This window comes from Halomonas sp. B23F22_3 (assembly GCF_043496965.1).
GTDB lineage: Bacteria > Pseudomonadota > Gammaproteobacteria > Pseudomonadales > Halomonadaceae > Halomonas.
Genome location: NZ_JBIEKG010000006.1, coordinates 63,521 through 80,647, shown reverse-complemented (window position 1 = coordinate 80,647; position 17,127 = coordinate 63,521). Strand labels below are relative to the sequence as shown.

The 17,127-nt window shown below is 70.9% G+C and carries 11 protein-coding genes; 5 read left to right on the top strand and 6 right to left on the bottom strand.

The window, feature by feature from the left end:
* Positions 1-21 precede the first annotated feature (21 nt).
* Positions 22-1,017: an adenosine deaminase gene (locus tag ACGTNG_RS14740; protein ID WP_394797282.1), complete on the top strand. Its 996-nt coding sequence runs from the start codon at positions 22-24 to the stop codon at positions 1,015-1,017.
* Between the two features lie 123 nt (positions 1,018-1,140).
* Here the strand turns inward: ACGTNG_RS14740 and guaD are convergent, their stop codons facing one another.
* The 4 genes from guaD to xdhA all read right to left on the bottom strand — a co-directional run bounded on the left by guaD (position 1,141) and on the right by xdhA (position 7,461).
* Entirely contained in the window at positions 1,141-2,472 is a 1,332-nt protein-coding gene (gene guaD, locus ACGTNG_RS14735; protein WP_394797281.1) for a guanine deaminase, read from the bottom strand.
* Between the two features lie 150 nt (positions 2,473-2,622).
* Positions 2,623-3,531, bottom strand: coding sequence for a xanthine dehydrogenase accessory protein XdhC (gene xdhC / locus ACGTNG_RS14730; RefSeq protein WP_394797280.1), 909 nt, complete (start codon positions 3,529-3,531; stop codon positions 2,623-2,625).
* Positions 3,528-5,981: a xanthine dehydrogenase molybdopterin binding subunit gene (gene xdhB, locus ACGTNG_RS14725; protein WP_394797279.1), complete on the bottom strand. Its 2,454-nt coding sequence runs from the start codon at positions 5,979-5,981 to the stop codon at positions 3,528-3,530. The genes xdhC and xdhB overlap by 4 nt, the downstream gene beginning before the upstream one ends.
* The gene (xdhA, locus tag ACGTNG_RS14720) at positions 5,965-7,461 is read right to left on the bottom strand and encodes a xanthine dehydrogenase small subunit (protein ID WP_394797278.1); all 1,497 of its coding nucleotides are present in this window, start codon (positions 7,459-7,461) and stop codon (positions 5,965-5,967) included. The genes xdhB and xdhA overlap by 17 nt, the downstream gene beginning before the upstream one ends.
* A gap of 182 nt (positions 7,462-7,643) precedes the next feature.
* Between xdhA and ACGTNG_RS14715 the strand changes: the two genes are divergently transcribed.
* On the top strand, positions 7,644-8,327 hold the full coding sequence (locus ACGTNG_RS14715) for a TetR/AcrR family transcriptional regulator (protein ID WP_394797277.1): 684 nt from the start codon (positions 7,644-7,646) through the stop codon (positions 8,325-8,327).
* Here ACGTNG_RS14715 and ACGTNG_RS14710 read toward each other — a convergent pair.
* Positions 8,314-9,690 carry an NCS2 family permease gene (locus ACGTNG_RS14710; protein ID WP_394797276.1) on the bottom strand — a complete coding sequence of 459 codons (1,377 nt, stop codon included), beginning with the start codon at positions 9,688-9,690 and terminating at the stop codon, positions 8,314-8,316. The two genes, ACGTNG_RS14715 and ACGTNG_RS14710, sit on opposite strands and share 14 nt — an antisense overlap.
* Before the next feature lie 194 nt (positions 9,691-9,884).
* Here ACGTNG_RS14710 and hrpB point away from each other — a divergent pair, with 194 nt between their 5' ends.
* Complete coding sequence (gene hrpB / locus ACGTNG_RS14705) at positions 9,885-12,428, top strand: ATP-dependent helicase HrpB (RefSeq protein ID WP_394797275.1); 2,544 nt, start codon at positions 9,885-9,887, stop codon at positions 12,426-12,428.
* A gap of 16 nt (positions 12,429-12,444) precedes the next feature.
* Here the strand turns inward: hrpB and ACGTNG_RS14700 are convergent, their stop codons facing one another.
* Positions 12,445-15,237, bottom strand: a complete 2,793-nt coding sequence (locus ACGTNG_RS14700; protein WP_394797274.1) for an HAD-IC family P-type ATPase — start codon at positions 15,235-15,237, stop codon at positions 12,445-12,447.
* Between the two features lie 180 nt (positions 15,238-15,417).
* On the opposite strand from ACGTNG_RS14700, the gene ACGTNG_RS14695 reads away from it, so the two are divergent.
* Both ACGTNG_RS14695 and rluF read left to right on the top strand, forming a co-directional pair.
* Entirely contained in the window at positions 15,418-15,897 is a 480-nt protein-coding gene (locus tag ACGTNG_RS14695) for a YchJ family protein (RefSeq protein WP_394797273.1), read from the top strand.
* Positions 15,898-16,032: 135 nt separating this feature from the next.
* Positions 16,033-17,115 carry a 23S rRNA pseudouridine(2604) synthase RluF gene (rluF, locus tag ACGTNG_RS14690; RefSeq protein WP_394797272.1) on the top strand — a complete coding sequence of 361 codons (1,083 nt, stop codon included), beginning with the start codon at positions 16,033-16,035 and terminating at the stop codon, positions 17,113-17,115.
* Positions 17,116-17,127 lie beyond the last annotated feature (12 nt).

Sequence of the window (17,127 nt, the reverse complement as noted above, 5' to 3'; positions counted from 1 at the left end):
AGATTCTTCATGAGGTGTGCCATGCATGACTTCCTCAGGCGCCTGCCCAAGGCCGAACTCCACCTGCACATCGAGGGCTCGCTGGAGCCCGAGCTGATGTTCTCCCTGGCCGAGCGCAACGGGATCCGCCTGCCCTATGACTCGGTAGAGGAGGTCCGGCAGGCCTACGACTTCACCGATCTGCAGTCCTTCCTCGATCTCTACTACCAGGGCATGAGCGTGCTGCGCACCGCCGAGGACTTCCATGACCTCGCCATGGACTACTTCCGCCGCGCCAGCGCCGAGGGGGTGGTGCACGTGGAGATGCACGTCGATCCCCAGGCGCACCTGGCGCGCGGCGTCGAGCTGCCGGTGGTGATGGAGGGACTCTCCCTGGCGCGGCGCCGGGCCTGGCGGGAGTTCGGCCTCTCCTCCGCGCTGATCCTGGCCTTCCTGCGCGACCGTCCGGCCGAGGAGGCGATGGAGACGCTGGAGAGCGCCGCTCCCTACTGGGAGATGCTCGATGGCGTGGGCCTGGACAGTGCCGAGCAGGGGAACCCGCCCGAGAAGTTCGTCGCGGTCTTCCGCTTCGCCCGCGAGCTGGGGATTCCCCGGGTGGCCCATGCCGGGGAAGAGGGCCCTCCGGAGTACATCCGTCAGGCACTGGATCTGCTGGACGTCTGTCGCATCGATCACGGCGTGCGCTGCCTGGAGGACCCGACGCTGGTGGCGCGGCTGCGCGACGACCAGGTCGTGCTCACCGTCTGCCCGCTCTCCAACGTGCGCCTGCGCGTGGTCGACAAGATGACCGACCATCCCCTGCCGCAGCTGCTCGAGGCCGGCCTGAAGCTGACGCTGAACTCCGACGATCCCGCCTACTTCGGCGGCGGCATGCTGGCCAACTTCACGGCCTGCCATGACGCCTTCGGCTGGTCGCGGGAGACCTTCACGGCACTGGCCAAGAACGCCCTCGAGGCCGCCTTCATGAGCGACGAGCGCCGCCAGGAGCTGCTGCGCCAGCTTGCCGAGATGCGCTGAGGAATCGCCGGCACCTCTGCTGGCGGCCCGGCCCCTGATCTCACGCCCATGCAAAGAACCCCGGCCTGGCCGGGGTTCTTTGCATCGTGGCTGTCGTCGGCTTCGGGGAAGCCTGCTCGGCGATCAGCTGGGCGCCGGGGCGTCGCGCCGATGCTGGCGGCGCCCGCCGCTCCAGGTCTCGGCCACCGTGCGATCGTCGCCGAGCATCATCAGCGCGAAGAGCGTTTCGGCGAGGCTCTTGCTGCGGGCCGTGCGCCGGGCCATCAGCGGGGTGGCGGCGGGGTCGAGCACCACGAGGTCCGCCTCCATGCCCGGAGCAAATCGCCCGATGCGGTCGTCCAGGGAGAGCGCCCGGGCATTGCCCAGGGTCAGCCCGTAGAAGCCCTGCCAGGCGGTGAGTGGCTGGCCGCGCAGCTGGCCGACCTGATAGGCGGCCTTGAGGGTGGCCAGGCCCGAGAGGTCGGTGCCGCCGCCCACGTCGCTGGCGTAGCTGATGGCGAGACCGGCCTCCCGGGCGGCGAGGCGATCGAACAAACCGCTGCCCAGGAACATGTTCGAGCTCGGGCAGAAGGCCAGGTTGGCGCCCCGCGCCGCCAGTCGCCCGCGCATCTCCTGGTCGAGGTGGATGCCGTGGGCGAAGGTGCTGCGGGGGCCCACCAGCCCCGACTGCTCGTAGACCTCGAGGTAGTCGCGACTCTCGGGGAAGAGCTCGGCCACCCAGTCGAGCTCGCCGGTGTTCTCGGCGAGGTGCGTCTGCAGCCACAGGCTCGGATCGTTGCGCAGGAGCCCGCCAGTGGCATCGAGCTGCGCCCGGGTGGAGGTGGGCGCGAAGCGCGGCGTCAGGCTGTAGCCGAGCCGGTCCCGGCCGTGCCAGTCGGCGATCAGCCGCTCGGTGTCGCGGATGCCGCCCCGGGTGTCGTCGCAGAGCGCCTCGGGGGCATGGCGATCCATCAGCACCTTGCCGGCGAGCATGCGCAGGCCGCGCTCGCGGCAGGCGGTGAAGAAGGCGTCCACCGAGACCGGGTGGCTCGAGCAGAACACCTGGGCGGTGGTGGTGCCGACCCGCAGCATCTCGTCGAGGAAGGCCGCCGACTGGACCCGGGCGTGCTCGTGGGCGGCGAAGCGGCACTCCTCGGGGAAGGTGTAGTCGTTGAGCCAGTCGAGCAGCTGGCGGCCCCAGGAGGCCATGATCTCCAGCTGCACGTAGTGCACGTGGCTGTCGATGAAGCCGGGCACGATCAGCTTGCCGCGATGGTCGACCACTTCGATGCCCTCGGGCAGCTCGGGGGCCAGTCGCGCCCAGGGCTCCATGGCGCGGATGCGGCCGTTCTCGATCCACAGGGCACCATCCTCGAGATGGCGCACGCTCCCCGGAACGGGGTTGTCGCCCTCGCCGGGGTCGGCATCGAAGCTCAGCAGGTCGGCGCGCAGCACGCGCGAGTCATTGTGGGTCATCTCGTCAGGCTCTTCTGTGCCGGGGTTGTCGGGGCCGATCTGGGGCAGGCCGGCGAGGAGGCGCTGTGAATACTTCCATGTACGCTACCGACGCCTTCCTTGGCGTAGGACCTCCTCTTCAGCCTGCCCCCGCCGCCCCTAGGTGTGTATCTACTGCTGGGGAATCATTGTCAGTACGTTGCGCAGCTCGGCCGGGTCGAGGCCGCGCCGCTCGGGGCGCTCCTCGCCGGACATCAAGGGCAGCAGCTCGGCGATGGCGGCCAGGGCGATGGCGTAGGGGGTCTTGTCACCGCCCGTGCCGCCGGCCGCCGTGCCGATGGGGCAGCGGACCGTGGCCAGCGCCGCCTCGTCGTGGCCGGCCTCGCCCAGCCGGCGGCGAAAGCTCGTCCACTTGCTGCGCGAGCCGATCAGCCCCAGCGAGCCCGTGTCGCCGCGGGCGAGCAGGGCATCCACCAGGGCGCGGTCCTCGGCGTGATCGTGGGTCAGCACCAGGGCGTGGGCGCCGGCCGGCAGGGCGGCCACGGCCGCGGCCGGATCGGGCGCCTGGCGACATTCGAGCCGCGGCGTGTCGGCGGCCCACTCGGGGAAGACGCCCTCGCGGCTGTCGTGCCACAGCAGCCGCCAGGGCAGCGGGGCGGCCAGGCGCACCAGCGCCTGGCCCACATGGCCGGCACCGAAGATCGCCAGCGTCGCGGCGCTGCCGGGGAAGACCTCGAGCAGCACGTTGACGAAACCGCCGCAGCACTGGCCGCTGCGCCCGCCCAGGGAGAACGCCTCCAGGCTCATGCCGGCCTCGGCTCTGCCTTCGCCCCGGCCCTCGGCTCTGCCATCGACGCCCGCCAGGCGGGCTCGGGCGGCCTCGATGGTCTGCCACTCGAAGGTGCCGCCGCCCAGGGTGTCATACACCGCCTCGGCGGTGATCACCATGCGCGCTCCGGGTTCTCGGGGGGTGGAGCCGGCGCTGGTGACCTGGGTCGCCAGCACGTGGGGCAGCCCCTCGCGCTGCAGGCGGTGCAGGGCGGCGTGCCAGCTCTCCGGGCGCGTGTCCGCGGCGCTCATGCGGGCTCCTCCTGGTCCACCGGCCGCGCTTCGTGGCGGGCGCGCAGCGCCTCGGCAGCCATCAGCACCCGCTCCGGGGTGGCCGGAGTGTCCAGCGCCGGACACTCGCGGTAGTCGACCAGGCTCGCCAGGGCATCGCGCAGTGCCGACCATACCGAGATGCCGAGCATGAAGGGCGGCTCGCCCACGGCCTTGGAGCGATAGATGCTGGCCTGGGAGTTGGGGTGGCCCTGCAGCAGGTCGACGTTTAAGGTTGGCGGCAGGTCGCCGAAGGCCGGGATCTTGTAGGTGGCCGGGCCGTCGGAGACCAGCCGGCCATCATCGTTCCACTTGAGCTCCTCGCTGGTCAGCCAGCCCATGCCCTGGATGAAGGCGCCCTCGATCTGGCCGATGTCGATGGCCGGGTTCAGGGAGTCGCCGACGTCATGGAGGATATCGGCTCGGCTCAGCCGGTACTCGCCGGAGAGGGTGTCCACCTCCACCTCGGCCACTGCGGCCCCATAGGCGTAGTAGTAGAAGGGCCGCCCGCGACCGGTGGCACGGTCATAGTGGATCAGCGGGGTGGCGTAGAAGCCCTTCTCGGAGAGCGAGACCCGGCCCAGGTAGGCCGCCTGGATGAGCTCGCCCCAGGGGATGCGCTGCTCGGCCTCGCCGATGCCGGCCACCAGATGGCCATCCTCCAGGCGCATGGCCTCGCGGTCGAGCCCGCCGGCCTCGCGGTCGAAGTGCGCGGCGGCGAAGTCGAAGAGCCGCTCGCGCAGCTTGCTGGCGGCATCCCGGGCGGCCTGGCCGTTGAGGTCGGCGCCGCTGGAGGCGGCCGTGGGCGATGTGTTGGGCACCTTGTCTGTGCGGGTCGCGCTGATGCGCACCCGTTCGAGATCGAGTCCAAGTTCCCGGGCCACCACCTGGCAGACCTTGGTGTGCAGGCCCTGTCCCATCTCGGTGCCGCCGTGGTTGATCATCACGCTGCCGTCGGTGTAGACGAGCAGCAGGGCGCCGGCCTGGTTCAAGTGTTGCACGGTGAAGGAGATGCCGAACTTCACCGGCGTCAGCGCCAGGCCCTTCTTGACGATCGGGCTTTTGGCATTGAACGCCGTGATCTCGCACCGGCGCGCCCAGTAGTCGCTGCTCGTCTCGAGCTGGGACACGATGTCACGCAGCAGGCCGAGCTGTTCGACCCGCTGGCCGTAGTGGGTGACGTCGCGGGGCGTGCCATCCGGGTCGGTGGCGCGATAGAGGTTGCGCTTGCGGATGGTCAGCGGGTCTTCGCCCAGGTGACGGGCGATGTCGTCCATGGCCTTCTCGATGATCATCATGCCCTGGGGGCCGCCGAAGCCGCGGAAGGCGGTGTTCGAGGCGGTGTTGGTGCGGGCCCGGTGGCCGGTGACCCGCGCCGCGCCCAGGGAGTAGGCGTTGTCGGCGTGGAACATGGCGCGATCGACGATGGCGTCGGAGAGATCCGGCGAGTAGCCGCAGTCGCCGATCACCGTGATCTCGCCGCCGGTGAGCACGCCCTGGTCGTCGACGCCGAGCCGGTAGCGGTTGTGGAAGGGGTGGCGCTTGCCGGTGGCGCGGGTGTCCTCGGCCCGGGGCAGGCGCAGCTTGGTGGCCCGGCCGGTGCGCCGGGCGATGAGGGCGGCGATGCAGGCCCAGGGCGAGGCCTGGGTCTCCTTGCCGCCGAAGCCGCCGCCCATGCGGCGCATCTCCATGGTCACCGCGTGGAAAGGGATGTCGAGCACCTCGGCGACCAGCTTCTGGGTCTCGCTGGGGTGCTGGTTGGAGGTGTAGACCATCACCCCCTCGTCCTCGGTGGGCTGGGCGAGGCACGCCTGGCCCTCCAGGTAGAAGTGCTCCTGGCCGCCGACGAATTGCTCGCCCTCCAGCACATGGGAGGCCTCGTTAAGGGCCCGTTGCCAGTCGCCGCGTTCATGATGGTGAGTGGGGCGCACGAACTCGCCGCGCTCCGCGGCCGCCACCGGGTCCAGGCTGGCCGGGCGCTCGTCGATCTCGATCACCGCCTCTTTCACCGCCAACCGCGCGGCATGATGGCTCTCGGCGGCCACGGCGAACAGGCACTGGCCGACGTAGCTGATCTCGTCGCTGGCGAACAGCGGGTCGCCGGGGAATACCGGGCCGATGTCGGTATGGCCGGGCACGTCGGCCAGGGTGATGACGTCCACCACGCCGGGGGCGGCCTTGACCTTCTCCAGATCGAGTCGGTTCAGCCAGCCATGGGCCACCGGCGACAGGCCCAGCGCCACGTGAAGGCAGTCTCGCGGGACCGGCAGGTCGTCGATATAGGCGGCACGCCCGGTGACGTGCTTGACCGCGCTCTCGTGGGCGCGGGAGTGGCCGGCGCCTCCCTGGGGGGCGACGGTCTCGCGGGCCAGCGGCGCATCGCCCTGGTTGCGCCGGGAGGTGTCGTGGGCTGTGTCAGTGAGCGTACGCATCGAGAGTCACCTTGGTCGCGGAGTCGCTTTTGTCGCTGTTGTTGTCGGCCGGGTCGCCATCGGCGGCGATCATCAGGCGCAGGCGTTCGAGCAGGTTGCCGGCGGCGACGCGGCGGTAATCCCCACTGCCGCGTACGTCCGTCATCGGCGTGAGCTCCTCGGCGAGCGCCTTGCGGGCGGCGGCGAAGGCCTCGGCATCCGGGGCGCGGCCCTCCAGGGCGGCCTCGGCCGCCGGGGCGCGACGGGGAATCGCCGCCATGCCGCCGAAGGCCAGGTGGACGTCGCGCATCACGCCGTCCTCCAGGCGCCAGGCGAAGGCGCCGAGCACCGCGGAGATGTCGTCCTCACGGCGCTTGGAGAGCTTCCATACCTTGAGATGAGCGGCGCTGTCCGGGCGTGGCAGGAAGATCGCGGCGATGAACTCGTCCTCGGCCAGCGCCGTGCGCTTGTAGTCGAGGAAGAAGTCTCCCAGGGGCAGCTCGCGCTCTCCCCGCGGGCCATCCAGGCGTACCCGGGCGTCGATGGCCAGCAGCACCGGCGGGGTGTCGCCGATCGGCGAGGCGTTGGCGACGTTGCCGCCCAGGGTCGCCCGGTGGCGAATCTGCGACGAGGCGAAGCGGTGCATCAGGTGCTCGAAGGCCGGATAGGGCTCGGCGAGCAGCGGCATCAGCCGGGCCAGGGTCACGGCGGCGCCGATCCACCAGCCCGCCTCCACCTCCTCGATGGCGTTCAGCTCGGCGACCTGGCGCACATCGATGAGATCGTCCAGCGACTTGAGCTGCTGGGTGGTCTCCAGCCACAGGTCGGTGCCTCCGGCCACCAGTCGCGCGGCGGGGCGCTTGGCCTTGAGGGCGCGCAGGGCAGCGAGGTCCTGGGGCGCCACGTAGTGGCCCTGGGCGGCGGGCTCGCCGCTGCGCGGACGGCGCAGCCAGGCGACGCTGCCGGCCAGTCCGGGGTCCTCGGCCCAGGCCGGGTCCGCCGCCGGGTAGTCGTTCATGCAGAGGGCGGCATCGCGGATCGGCCGGTAGCCGGTGCAGCGGCAGAGGTTGCCGCCGAGCGCCGCCTCCAGGCGTTCCTGGGTCAGCGGGGCGGGGGTGCGGCGCTGCTCCTCGTAGAGGGTGAACAGCGACATCACGATGCCCGGGGTGCAGAAGCCGCACTGGCTGCCGTGGCAGTCGACCATCGCGGCCTGGGCCGGGTGGAGGCGCTCGCCCGAGGCCAGCCCCTCCACGGTGACCAGGTGGCAGCCGTCGAGCTGGTGGGCGGGCGTGATGCAGGCGTTGGCGCTGTGGTAGAGCAGCTCGCCGCCGCCGGCATCGGGCTCGCCGATCGCCACGGTGCAGGCGCCGCAGTCACCGGAGGCGCAGCCTTCCTTGGTGCCGGTCTGGCCGAGGTGGGTGCGCAACAGCTCGAGGATGCTGGTGTCGGCGGTCACGTCGCTGCAGCGCTGCCGCTTTCCGTTGAGATAGAAGTCGATCATGGTCGGCTCCGTTTGTGGTTGTAGTGGCCGAAGCAGGGAATACTTCAATTCTTGACCAGTCGGTCAGCTTTAGCAAGGTCCGTCGGCAGATTTTTTGGCTGGACGCGGCGCGAATTGCCTAGTGGGGCGCCTCTCAGGCAAGCTCATGGCCGGAACGTCCCGGTCGACAGCAGCGAGGGCCCATGGCCAAGGCAGAACACCCCAGCGAACAGGAAGGCGGCGCCATCCGCCGACGCAACGAACAGGCGATCCTGGCGGCCGCGGAGCGAGTCTTCGCCCGACACGGCTACCGGGGGGCGAGCCTCCAGGCGATCGCCGAGGCGGCCGGCCTGCCGAAGTCCAATGTCCTCTATTACATGGGCAGCAAGCGCACGCTCTACGTCCGTCTGCTCGAGCGGATGATGGAGCGCTGGAACGTGATGCTCGACGACATCTCCGCGGAGGACGACCCGGCCGAGGTGCTCTCCGCCTTCATTCGTTCCAAGATGCAGCTGTCGCGGCGTCATCCCGAGGGGTCGCGGCTGTTCGCCAGCGAGATCCTCGGCGGGGCACCCTTCCTGCAGGAATACTTGAGCGGCGAGCTGCGCGACTGGGTGCAGAGCCGCGCGGCGGTTTTTCGTGAGTGGGCCGAACGGGGGCTGATGGATCCGGTCGACCCGGTCTGGCTGATCTTCCTGATCTGGTCCTCTACCCAGCACTACGCCGACTTCGAGGCCCAGGTGCTGGGCATCACCGGCCGCGAGTCCCTCGACGACGATGACCTGGAGCAGATCACCGACTTCCTGACCCGGGTGGTGATCAAGGGCTGCGGGGTGAAGCACCCCGCAGCCCGCGGCGAGGACCCGGTCTCCCTCACTGGGCGGTGAGCAGCATCAGCACCGAGAGCGCGGCGGAGATCCACATCGCCGGCTTGATCTCGCCGATCCGTCCGGTCAGCGCCTTGATCAGCACGAAGCTCATGAAGCCGAAGGCGATGCCGAGGGTGATCGAGTAGGTCAGCGGCATCAGGATGATCGCCAGGAAGGCCGGCAGCGCCTGATCGAAGTGGGCCCAGTCGATCTTGGCGATGGGCGCCATCATGAACAGCCCGACCAGCACCAGGGCCGGCGCGGTGGCGATGCCGGGCACCAGCGACAGCAGCGGCGACAGGAACAGGAAGGGCAGGAAGAGCAGGGCGATGACCACGGCCACGAGGCCCGTGCGTCCGCCCTGGGCCACCCCGGCGCCGGACTCGATGAAGGTCTGGGCGGCGCTGGTCCCGAGCGGCGCGGCGATCATCGAGGCGAAGGCATCCACCGTCATCGAGCGCTTGAGGTTGCGCGGGTTGCCGTCCTCGTCCTTCAGGTTCGCCGACTCCGACAGCGCCATGAAGCAGGAGAGCGCATCGAAGAAGTTGGTGAACAGCATCACGAAGATGAACGGCAGGTAGGCGACCTTCAGGGCGCCGAGGATATCGACCTGCATCACGGCGCCGAAGTCGGGCCAGGCGGCCAGACCGTTCCAGGCGACCATCACCTCGTCGCCCCATACCCGGCCCATCGGCGCGGCCATCAGGGTGGTCAGGGCGATGCCCATGATCAGCGCGCCGTTGAAGCGCAGGATCACGAACACCCCGGTGGCCACCAGGCCGAGGAAGAAGGTCGCCAGGCTCGCGTCCATGTTGCCCAGGGTGACCAGGGTCGCGTCGCTGCCGACGATGAAGCCGGCGTTCTGCAACCCGATGAAGGTGATGAAGAGCCCGATGCCGCAGGTGATGGCGTAGCGCAGCGACAGCGGGATGGCCTCGATGATCGCGCGGCGCACGTTGAACATCGCCAGCACCGCGAACATCACCCCGGACCAGAAGACGCAGCCCAGCGCCACTTCCCAGGAGAGGCCCGCGCCCAGCACCAGGGTATAGGTGAAGAGCGCGTTCATGCCCATGCCCGGCGCCACCAGGATGGGGTTACGGGCATAGAGCCCCATGGCCAGGCTGCTCATGAAGCTGATCAGCACCGTGGCCGAGAGCGCCGCGGAGAAGGGGATGCCGGCATCCGAGAGCACGGCCGGATTGACCACGATGATGTACATCCCGGCCAGGAAGGTGGCGATGCCGGCCAGGATCTCGGTCTTCAGCGTCGAACCGCGCCGACTGACGCCGAACCAGCGGTCGAGCACCGGCAATCCGGCGCCGGGAGACGATGCCGAGCGGGGGTGCCCGTCGGCGTGGGAGGTGGAGGTCTGTTGCATACCAAAACCTATTGTTGTTGTGTACGGAAAACCGAAACTGACATTTCCTGACCTATCGGTCAAGTCGCGAGAGTCAAGGCTAGTGCCGGATGAGTTCGCCGGCAATCCGGCCGCGCGACGCGACCTTCAACGACCCCTGCCGTCCTTGCGAGCCCTGAGGCCGCTGGGCGGGGGCGACCAACCAGAGTGAATGCATGAACAGCGTTGACGATCCTTCAACGGCCTCCCTGCCCATCGACGCGCGCCTGGACGAGATCCAGGCCGCCCTGGCGGCTCATTCACGGGCGCTGCTGGTCGCCGAGCCCGGCGCCGGCAAGACCACCCGGGTGCCGCTCGCACTCCTCGATGCGCCCTGGTGTCGTGACGGGCGGCTCCTGCTGCTGGAGCCGCGGCGGGTGGCGGCGCGGCTGGCGGCCGGCTTCATGGCCGAGTCGCTGGGTGAGCGGGTCGGCGAGACGGTGGGCTATCGCATGCGTGGCGAGAGCCGGGTGGGGCCGAGCACGCGGCTCGAGGTGGTCACCCAGGGCGTGCTGACCCGCATGCTCCAGGAGGACCCCATGCTCGAGGGGGTGGCGGGGGTGATCTTCGACGAGTTCCATGAGCGCAGCCTGGAGGCCGACCTGGGGCTCGCCCTGACCCTGGACGCCCAGCAGGGGCTGCGTGACGACCTGCGCCTCCTGGTGATGTCGGCGACGCTCGATGTCGATGCCCTGCTGGGGGTGCTCGGCGAGGCCACGCCGGTGATCGACTGCCCGGGGCGCAGCTTCCCCGTCACGACGCGCCATCGCCCGCTGCGACCGCGCGAGGACGCCGCCCGCCAGCAGGCCGCGGCGGTCCTCGAGTCACTGGACGAGGCGCTGGACGAGAAGCTCCCGGATGAAGAGGGACCGGGCGATGCCCTGGTGATCCTGCCCGGGGTGGGCGAGATCCGCCGCCTGGCCCGGGAGCTCACGGCTCGCGCGCCGGATCTCGCCATCATGGAGCTGCACGGCCGCCTGCCGCTGGAGGCCCAGCGGCGCGCCCTGCGCCCGGATCCCGAGGGCCGGCGGCGGGTGGTGCTCGCCACCGCCATCGCCGAGTCGAGCGTCACCGTGGACGGCGTGCGCCTGGTGGTCGACGCCGGCCAGGAGCGGGTGCCGGTCTTCCAGCCGCGCACCGGGCTGACCCGGCTCGAGACGCGTCGCGTCAACCGCGCCAGCGCCGACCAGCGCCGCGGCCGCGCCGGCCGCCAGGGCCCGGGCCGCTGCCTGCGGCTATGGGCCGAGGAGCAGCCGTTGATTCCCCACGGCGAGCCGGAGATCCGCCAGGCGGATCTCTCGCCACTGGCCTTCGAGCTGGCGCGCTGGGGCATCACCGACCCGGGTGAGCTTTCCTGGGTGACGCCGCCGCCCGCCGGGGCACTCGCGGCCGGACGCGCGCTGCTGACGCGCCTCGGCGTGCTGGACGACGCCTGTCATCTCACCGCGCTGGGCCGCGCCTGTGTGCGCTGGCCCACCCATCCGCGCCTGGCGGTGATGCTGGAGCGCGCGGCCGAGCTCGAGGCCCGGCCGCTCGCCTGCGCCCTGGTGGCCGCCCTGGAGGGTCGCGATCTCGATCAGGAGCGCGACCTGGAGCGGGCCCTCGCCGCGCGGCTGGCCGCACTGAAGGCACATCGTCAGTGGCAGCAGGAGGCGAAACGCCTGGCGCGGATCGCCGGCGTCGAGCTGCCCACGGCGGGAGAGGGCACGACCCGGCTGGCGCCGCTGGGGGAGCTGCTGGCGCTGGCCTACCCGGAGCGCATCGGGCAGCGCCTCGAGCCCGGTCGCTTTCGCCTGGCGGGCGGGACGCTGGCGACCCTGCCCGAGGCGCACCCGCTGGCCCATGCGCCGCTGCTGGTGGCCGCCGAGCTCGACGGCGAGGCGAGCGGCGCGCGGATCTTCCGCGCCGTGGCGCTGGCGCCCGAGCGCCTCGAGGCGCTCTATCCCGAGACCCGCGAGTGGCGGGCGAGCCTCGAGTGGTCCGACGCCCAGGGGCGGATGCTCGGCGAGCAGGTGCGCGGGCTCGATGCCCTGGTGCTCGAGCGCCGGCCGCTCCAGACGCTGCCGCCGGAGGCGGTGAAGGCGGCCCTGCTGGCGGCCCTGCGGCGGCGCGAACGGCTGCCCTTCGATGAGGAGGCCGAGCAGCTGCGCGGGCGGGTGGCGCTGCTGCGCCGGACTCTCAATGCCCATGATGACGAGGACGGTGTCAGCGACGAGGAGGGTGCGTGGCCGGACTGGTCGATGCCGGCCCTGCTCGAGTCCCTGGAAGCGTGGCTCGGGCCCTACCTCGACGGCGTGACCCGCCTCGACGCGGTGGAGAAGCTGCCGCTGGCGCGCATCCTGCTCGATTCCCTGGCCTGGTCGCTGCGCGCGCGCCTCGATGAGTTGGCGCCGCCGCGCCTGGCGGTGCCGAGCGGCGCCCACCACCGGCTGGACTACACGCCGTGCCTTGCGGGAAAGCCGCCGGTGCTCGCGGTCAAGCTGCAGGAGTGCTTCGGCTGGCAGGGCTCGCCGCGGGTGGCCGACGGCCGCGAGCCGGTGCTCCTGCACCTGCTCTCGCCGGCGCGGCGGCCGCTGCAGGTCACCGCCGACCTGGCGAGTTTCTGGGCCAACGGCTACCCGGAGGTGCGCCGCGAGATGCGCGGCCGCTATCCCAAGCACCCCTGGCCGGAGGATCCGCTCGCCGCCGAGGCGACCGCCCGCACCAAGCGGCGCGGCTGAGCACGGCACATGCGCCTCAGCGTGCCTCGGCGCGCTCGTCGTTTCGTGCGTCTTTGCGGGCCGAGGCGCCGCCGCGATCGCCACTGGCGTCGCCCCGGCGATGCAGGCGGCGCCGCACTCCCTTCTCCATCTCTACCGCGAGGAAGATCGCCACGGCGATGGCGAGGATCGCCAGCCACTGCGAAAGCCCCAGGGCGGCGCTGCCGAACACCCGCTGCATGATCGGCAGGTAGGTCCAGCCGAGCTGCAGGAGCATCCCCAGGGCGATGGCGATCCACACCGGGCGGCTGCCGAAGAGCCCCTCGACGGAGAGGCTGCTGCGGTGCAGGAAGCGGCTGTTGATCAGGTAGGCCGCGCAGCCGGTGACTAGCATGTTGACGGCCGCGGCGCGGGCCAGCGCGAGACTTTCGCCCTGGCCATTGAAGAGCCACGAGAAGATCCCGAACACGCCGAGCAGCAGCAGGATCGAGACGAACACCACCCGCCACAGCAGGAAGAGGTCGAGCAGCGGGGCGTCCGGGTCGCGGGGGCGTCGGCGCATCAGGTCGCGCTCGCCGGGCTCGAAGGCCAGTGCCAGCCCCAGGGTCACCGCGACCACCATGTTGACCCACAGCGCCTGCAACGGCGTGACCGGCAATACGCTGCCGGCCAGTACGGCGATCAGGATGGCGAGCCCCTGGGCGCCGTTGGTGGGCAGCAGGAAGGTGATGGTCTTGCGGATGTTGTCGTAGACCTTACGCCCCTCGCGGATGGCGCCGACGATGGTGGCGAAGTTGTCGTCGGCCAGCACCATCTCGGCGGCCTCCTTGGCCGCCTCGGTGCCCTGCACGCCCATGGCCACCCCCACGTCGGCGCGCTTGAGCGCCGGGCCGTCGTTGACGCCGTCGCCGGTCATGGCGCAGACGCCGCCTTGGGCCTGCATGGCGGTGACCAGGCGCAGCTTGTGCTCCGGTGAGGCGCGGGCGTAGACGTCGACCTCGAGGATGACCTCCTCGAGCTCGGCGTCGGACATCGCCTCGATCTCCCGTCCGGAGAGCGCCCGGTCGGTGTGCAGGAAGCCGAGCTGGCGGGCGATCGCCTGGGCGGTGACGGCATGATCGCCGGTGACCATCACCGGGCGGATGCCGGCGGTGAGGCAGTCCCTCACCGCGGCCACGGCCTCGTCCCGGGGCGGGTCCTGCAGCCCGACCAGGCCGAGCAGCACCAGGCCATCCTCGGCATGCTCGTCGGCCAGCGCATCGATCTCATCGGCCGGCTTCTCGGCCAGCGCCAGCACGCGAAGCCCCTGGGCCGACAGCGCGTGGAGTCGCGCCTGCCAGGCCTCGAGATCGAGCGCGGCGTCGCCGGTGGCGGTGCGCACCCGGTGGCAGCGCGCCAGCAGGCGGTCCGGGGCGCCCTTGACCAGTAGCCACGGCTCGCCGTCCACCGCGTGGAGGGTGGCCATGTACTGGCGCTCGGACTCGAAGGGGATGGCGTCATGGCGATCATGGTCGCCGCGCAGTTCGCCGGCCACGAGGCCGGCCTTGGCGGCGGCCACCACCAGGGCGCCCTCGGTGGGATCGCCGTGGATGTGCCAGCGGCCCTCGTCCCGGGCGATCTCGGCGTCGTTGCAGAGCACCCCGACCTCGAGGAAGTGGCGCAGGGCAGGGTGGTCGGCGAGGTCGAGGGGCGCGACGAGCGCCTCGCCCTCGTGCACCTCGTGCAGCGTCCCCTCGGGGGCGAAGCCGCTGCCGGTGAGGCGGATCTCGCCGTCGGGCAGCCAGATCGCCCGGGCGGTCATCTCGTTGCGGGTCAGGGTGCCGGTCTTGTCGGAGAAGATGGTGGAGATCGAGCCCAGGGTCTCCACCGCGGGCAGGCGACGGATGATGGCGCGCTGTCGTGCCATCGCCTGCACCCCCAGCGCCAGGCCGATGGTGACGATCGCCGGCATGCCCTCCGGGATCGCGGCCACGGCCAGCCCCACGGCGGCCATGAACATCTCGCCGAGCGCCTCGTCGTGCACCAGCACCCCGAAGGCCGCGGTCAGCACCGCCATCACCGTGATGACCAGCCCCAGCACGCGGCCGGCCCGGTCGAGCTGGCGCAGCAGCGGCGTACGTAGCGTCTCGACCCCGCGCAGCAGCTCGGAGATGCGACCGATCTCGGTGCGCTCGCCGGTCGCCACCACCAGCCCCCGGGCGCTGCCCTGGACCACCAGGGTGCCCGCATAGGCCATCGAGCCGCGCTCGGCCAGCTCGCTCTCTTCGCTTACCGCGTCGATCGCCTTGTCCACGGGGGTCGACTCCCCGGTCAGCGCCGCCTCCTCGTGGCGCAGCCGCCTGGCCTCGAGCAGGCGCAGGTCGGCGGACACCCGGTCGCCGCTCTCCAGCAGCACGATGTCGCCGGGCACCAGCGCCTCGGCGTCGACCTCGTGGCGCCGCCCGTCGCGCAGCACCTGGGCGCGGGGCGAGAGCATGTCGCGGATGCGCTCCAGCGCCTGCTCGGCCTTGCCCTCCTGGAGGAAGCCGATCAGCGCGATGATCAGCACCACCCCCGCGATGGCGATGGCGTCGAGCGCATGGCCGAGGGCGAGGCTCGCCGCCGCGGCGACCAGCAGGATCAGCATAAGCAGGTTGTTGAACTGCGCCAGCAGGCGTCGCCAGGCGGGCCGGCCCTGGCCCTGCTGGAGCCGGTTGGGGCCGTGTCGTCCCAGGCGCGCGCGGGCCTCGTGTTCCGAGAGCCCCTCCGGGGTGGCGTCGAGCGCCGTCAGCGCCACCTCGGGCGACAGGGCATGCCAGGAGCGATCCTGGGAGGGCGCATGGTGTGGCATCCCGATCTCCTCGTGTCCGTATCCGGGGACTCTACCCCGAGCAGGTTTACCATACGCCATGCTGCAGTGCGGTGACCGGGGACAAGTCTTCGAGCTTGTCTCTACACTTCCCTCGCGATGGCGCAGTCGAGCCGGCACGGTCGAGCTGGCACAATGGCGTCATTTCCCGGGAGAACCGCCATGACCTCCGCCACGCCCGCCGACCCGGCCTGCCCCTGCGGCAGCGATCGCCCGCTGTCCGAGTGCTGCGGTCGCTATCACCGGGGCGAGCCGGCGCCGAGCCCCGAGGCGCTGATGCGCTCGCGCTACAGCGCCTTCGCCTTCGACCTCACCGACTACCTGCTCGGGACCTGGCATTCGAGCACCCGGCCTTCGAACCTGACGGGCGACGATGCCACCCGCTGGCGGCGCCTGGAGATCCTCGATCACGACGCGCAGGACGACCGCGGCCAGGTGCACTTTCGTGCCACCTTCCAGGAAGGGCGGCGCTGGGGCGTGCTGGAGGAGCGTTCCCGCTTCGTGCGCGAGCGCATGGGCGACGAGCAGCGCTGGGTCTACCTCGACGGCGAACCCACGGTGACCCGGTTCAAGCCCGGTCGCAACGATGCCTGCCCGTGTGGCAGCGGGCGCAAGTTCAAGGCCTGCTGCGGCCTCGGCTGATCGCCATGCGCCTCGAAAGCGCTGGCCCGACGGGCCTGCGACTGGCCGCCGGGCGGGGCAGCCCTTACACTGCCCGGCCAGCGGTCGTGCCTTCACGGCCTTCTCCCTTTCCTCCAGCAGCCCGGTAGTGATCCCATGGCCCAAGACCTCTCGAAGCGCATCAACAAGTACATCCGCGAGAGCGGCATGTGCTCCCGACGGGATGCGGACCGCTATATCGAGCAGGGCAACGTCACCATCGACGGCCGTCGCGCCACCACCGGCGACCAGGTCTTCCCGGGCAGCGTGGTGAAGGTCAACGGCCAGGTGGTCGAGCCCCTGGAGGAAGAGGACCTGGTATTCATCGCCCTGAACAAGCCGGTCGGGATCGTCAGCACCACGGAGTCCAGCGAGAAGGCCAACATCGTCGACTACGTCAAGCATGGCGCGCGCATCTTCCCCATCGGCCGCCTGGACAAGGACTCCCAGGGCCTGATCTTCCTGACCAACAACGGCGATCTGGTCAACCGCATCCTTCGTGCGAGCAACCACCACGAGAAGGAGTACCTTGTCACCGTCAACAAGCCCATCACCGATGACTTCCTCGCCGGGATGAGCGGCGGCGTGCGGATCCTCGGCGAGACCACCAAGCCCTGCCGGGTGGTCAAGGAGTCGCGCTTCGTCTTCAACATCACCCTGGTGCAGGGGTTGAACCGCCAGATCCGGCGCATGTGCGAGGTGTTCGGCTATGAGGTGGTCAAGCTCGAACGCATCCGCATCATGAACGTCTCGCTCAAGGGGCTGGCACTGGGGGACTGGCGCGACCTGACGCACGACGAGGTGGCCACGATCCTGGCCCAGACCGAGCACTCCTCGTCCCAGGCCCAGACGCCGGCCAAGGCCAGGAACAAGGCCAAGACCAGGACCTCGAGCAGGCAAGGCGGCGCCAAGGCGACGCCGGCGAGCCCGGGCAAGGGCGCCAGGCGCGCCGGGGCGGCCAAGGCCGGCGCGGCCAAGGCCGGGGCGTCGACCAGGCGGGGCGCCCCTGCCAAGGGCGCCAAGCCGGCCAAGGGAGCCAAGGCCGCCGCCGGCAAGGCGCCTCCCCGCCAGGCCAAGGGCGGCAAGCCCGCGCCGGGCGGTCGCAAGGTCAAGGCCAAGGGGTCGGGGCAGCCGTCTCGCGGGGCCGGCCAGCGCCAGAAGCCCGGCAACGCGGCGCGCAAGGCGCGGGGCAAGAAGTGATCAGCCGAGTCG

Excerpts from the sequence above, each read along its gene's own strand:
- guaD (WP_394797281.1), bottom strand. The coding sequence starts at position 2,472 with ATGACCCACAATGACTCGCGCGTGCTGCGCGCCGACCTGCTGAGCTTC.
- xdhB (WP_394797279.1), bottom strand. The coding sequence starts at position 5,981 with ATGCGTACGCTCACTGACACAGCCCACGACACCTCCCGGCGCAACCAG.
- hrpB (WP_394797275.1), top strand. The coding sequence starts at position 9,885 with ATGAACAGCGTTGACGATCCTTCAACGGCCTCCCTGCCCATCGACGCG.
- ACGTNG_RS14715 (WP_394797277.1), top strand. The coding sequence starts at position 7,644 with ATGGCCAAGGCAGAACACCCCAGCGAACAGGAAGGCGGCGCCATCCGC.
- xdhC (WP_394797280.1), bottom strand. The coding sequence starts at position 3,531 with ATGAGCGCCGCGGACACGCGCCCGGAGAGCTGGCACGCCGCCCTGCAC.
- xdhA (WP_394797278.1), bottom strand. The coding sequence starts at position 7,461 with ATGATCGACTTCTATCTCAACGGAAAGCGGCAGCGCTGCAGCGACGTG.
- ACGTNG_RS14710 (WP_394797276.1), bottom strand. The coding sequence starts at position 9,690 with ATGCAACAGACCTCCACCTCCCACGCCGACGGGCACCCCCGCTCGGCA.
- ACGTNG_RS14740 (WP_394797282.1), top strand. The coding sequence starts at position 22 with ATGCATGACTTCCTCAGGCGCCTGCCCAAGGCCGAACTCCACCTGCAC.
- ACGTNG_RS14700 (WP_394797274.1), bottom strand. The coding sequence starts at position 15,237 with ATGCCACACCATGCGCCCTCCCAGGATCGCTCCTGGCATGCCCTGTCG.
- ACGTNG_RS14695 (WP_394797273.1), top strand. The coding sequence starts at position 15,418 with ATGACCTCCGCCACGCCCGCCGACCCGGCCTGCCCCTGCGGCAGCGAT.
- rluF (WP_394797272.1), top strand. The coding sequence starts at position 16,033 with ATGGCCCAAGACCTCTCGAAGCGCATCAACAAGTACATCCGCGAGAGC.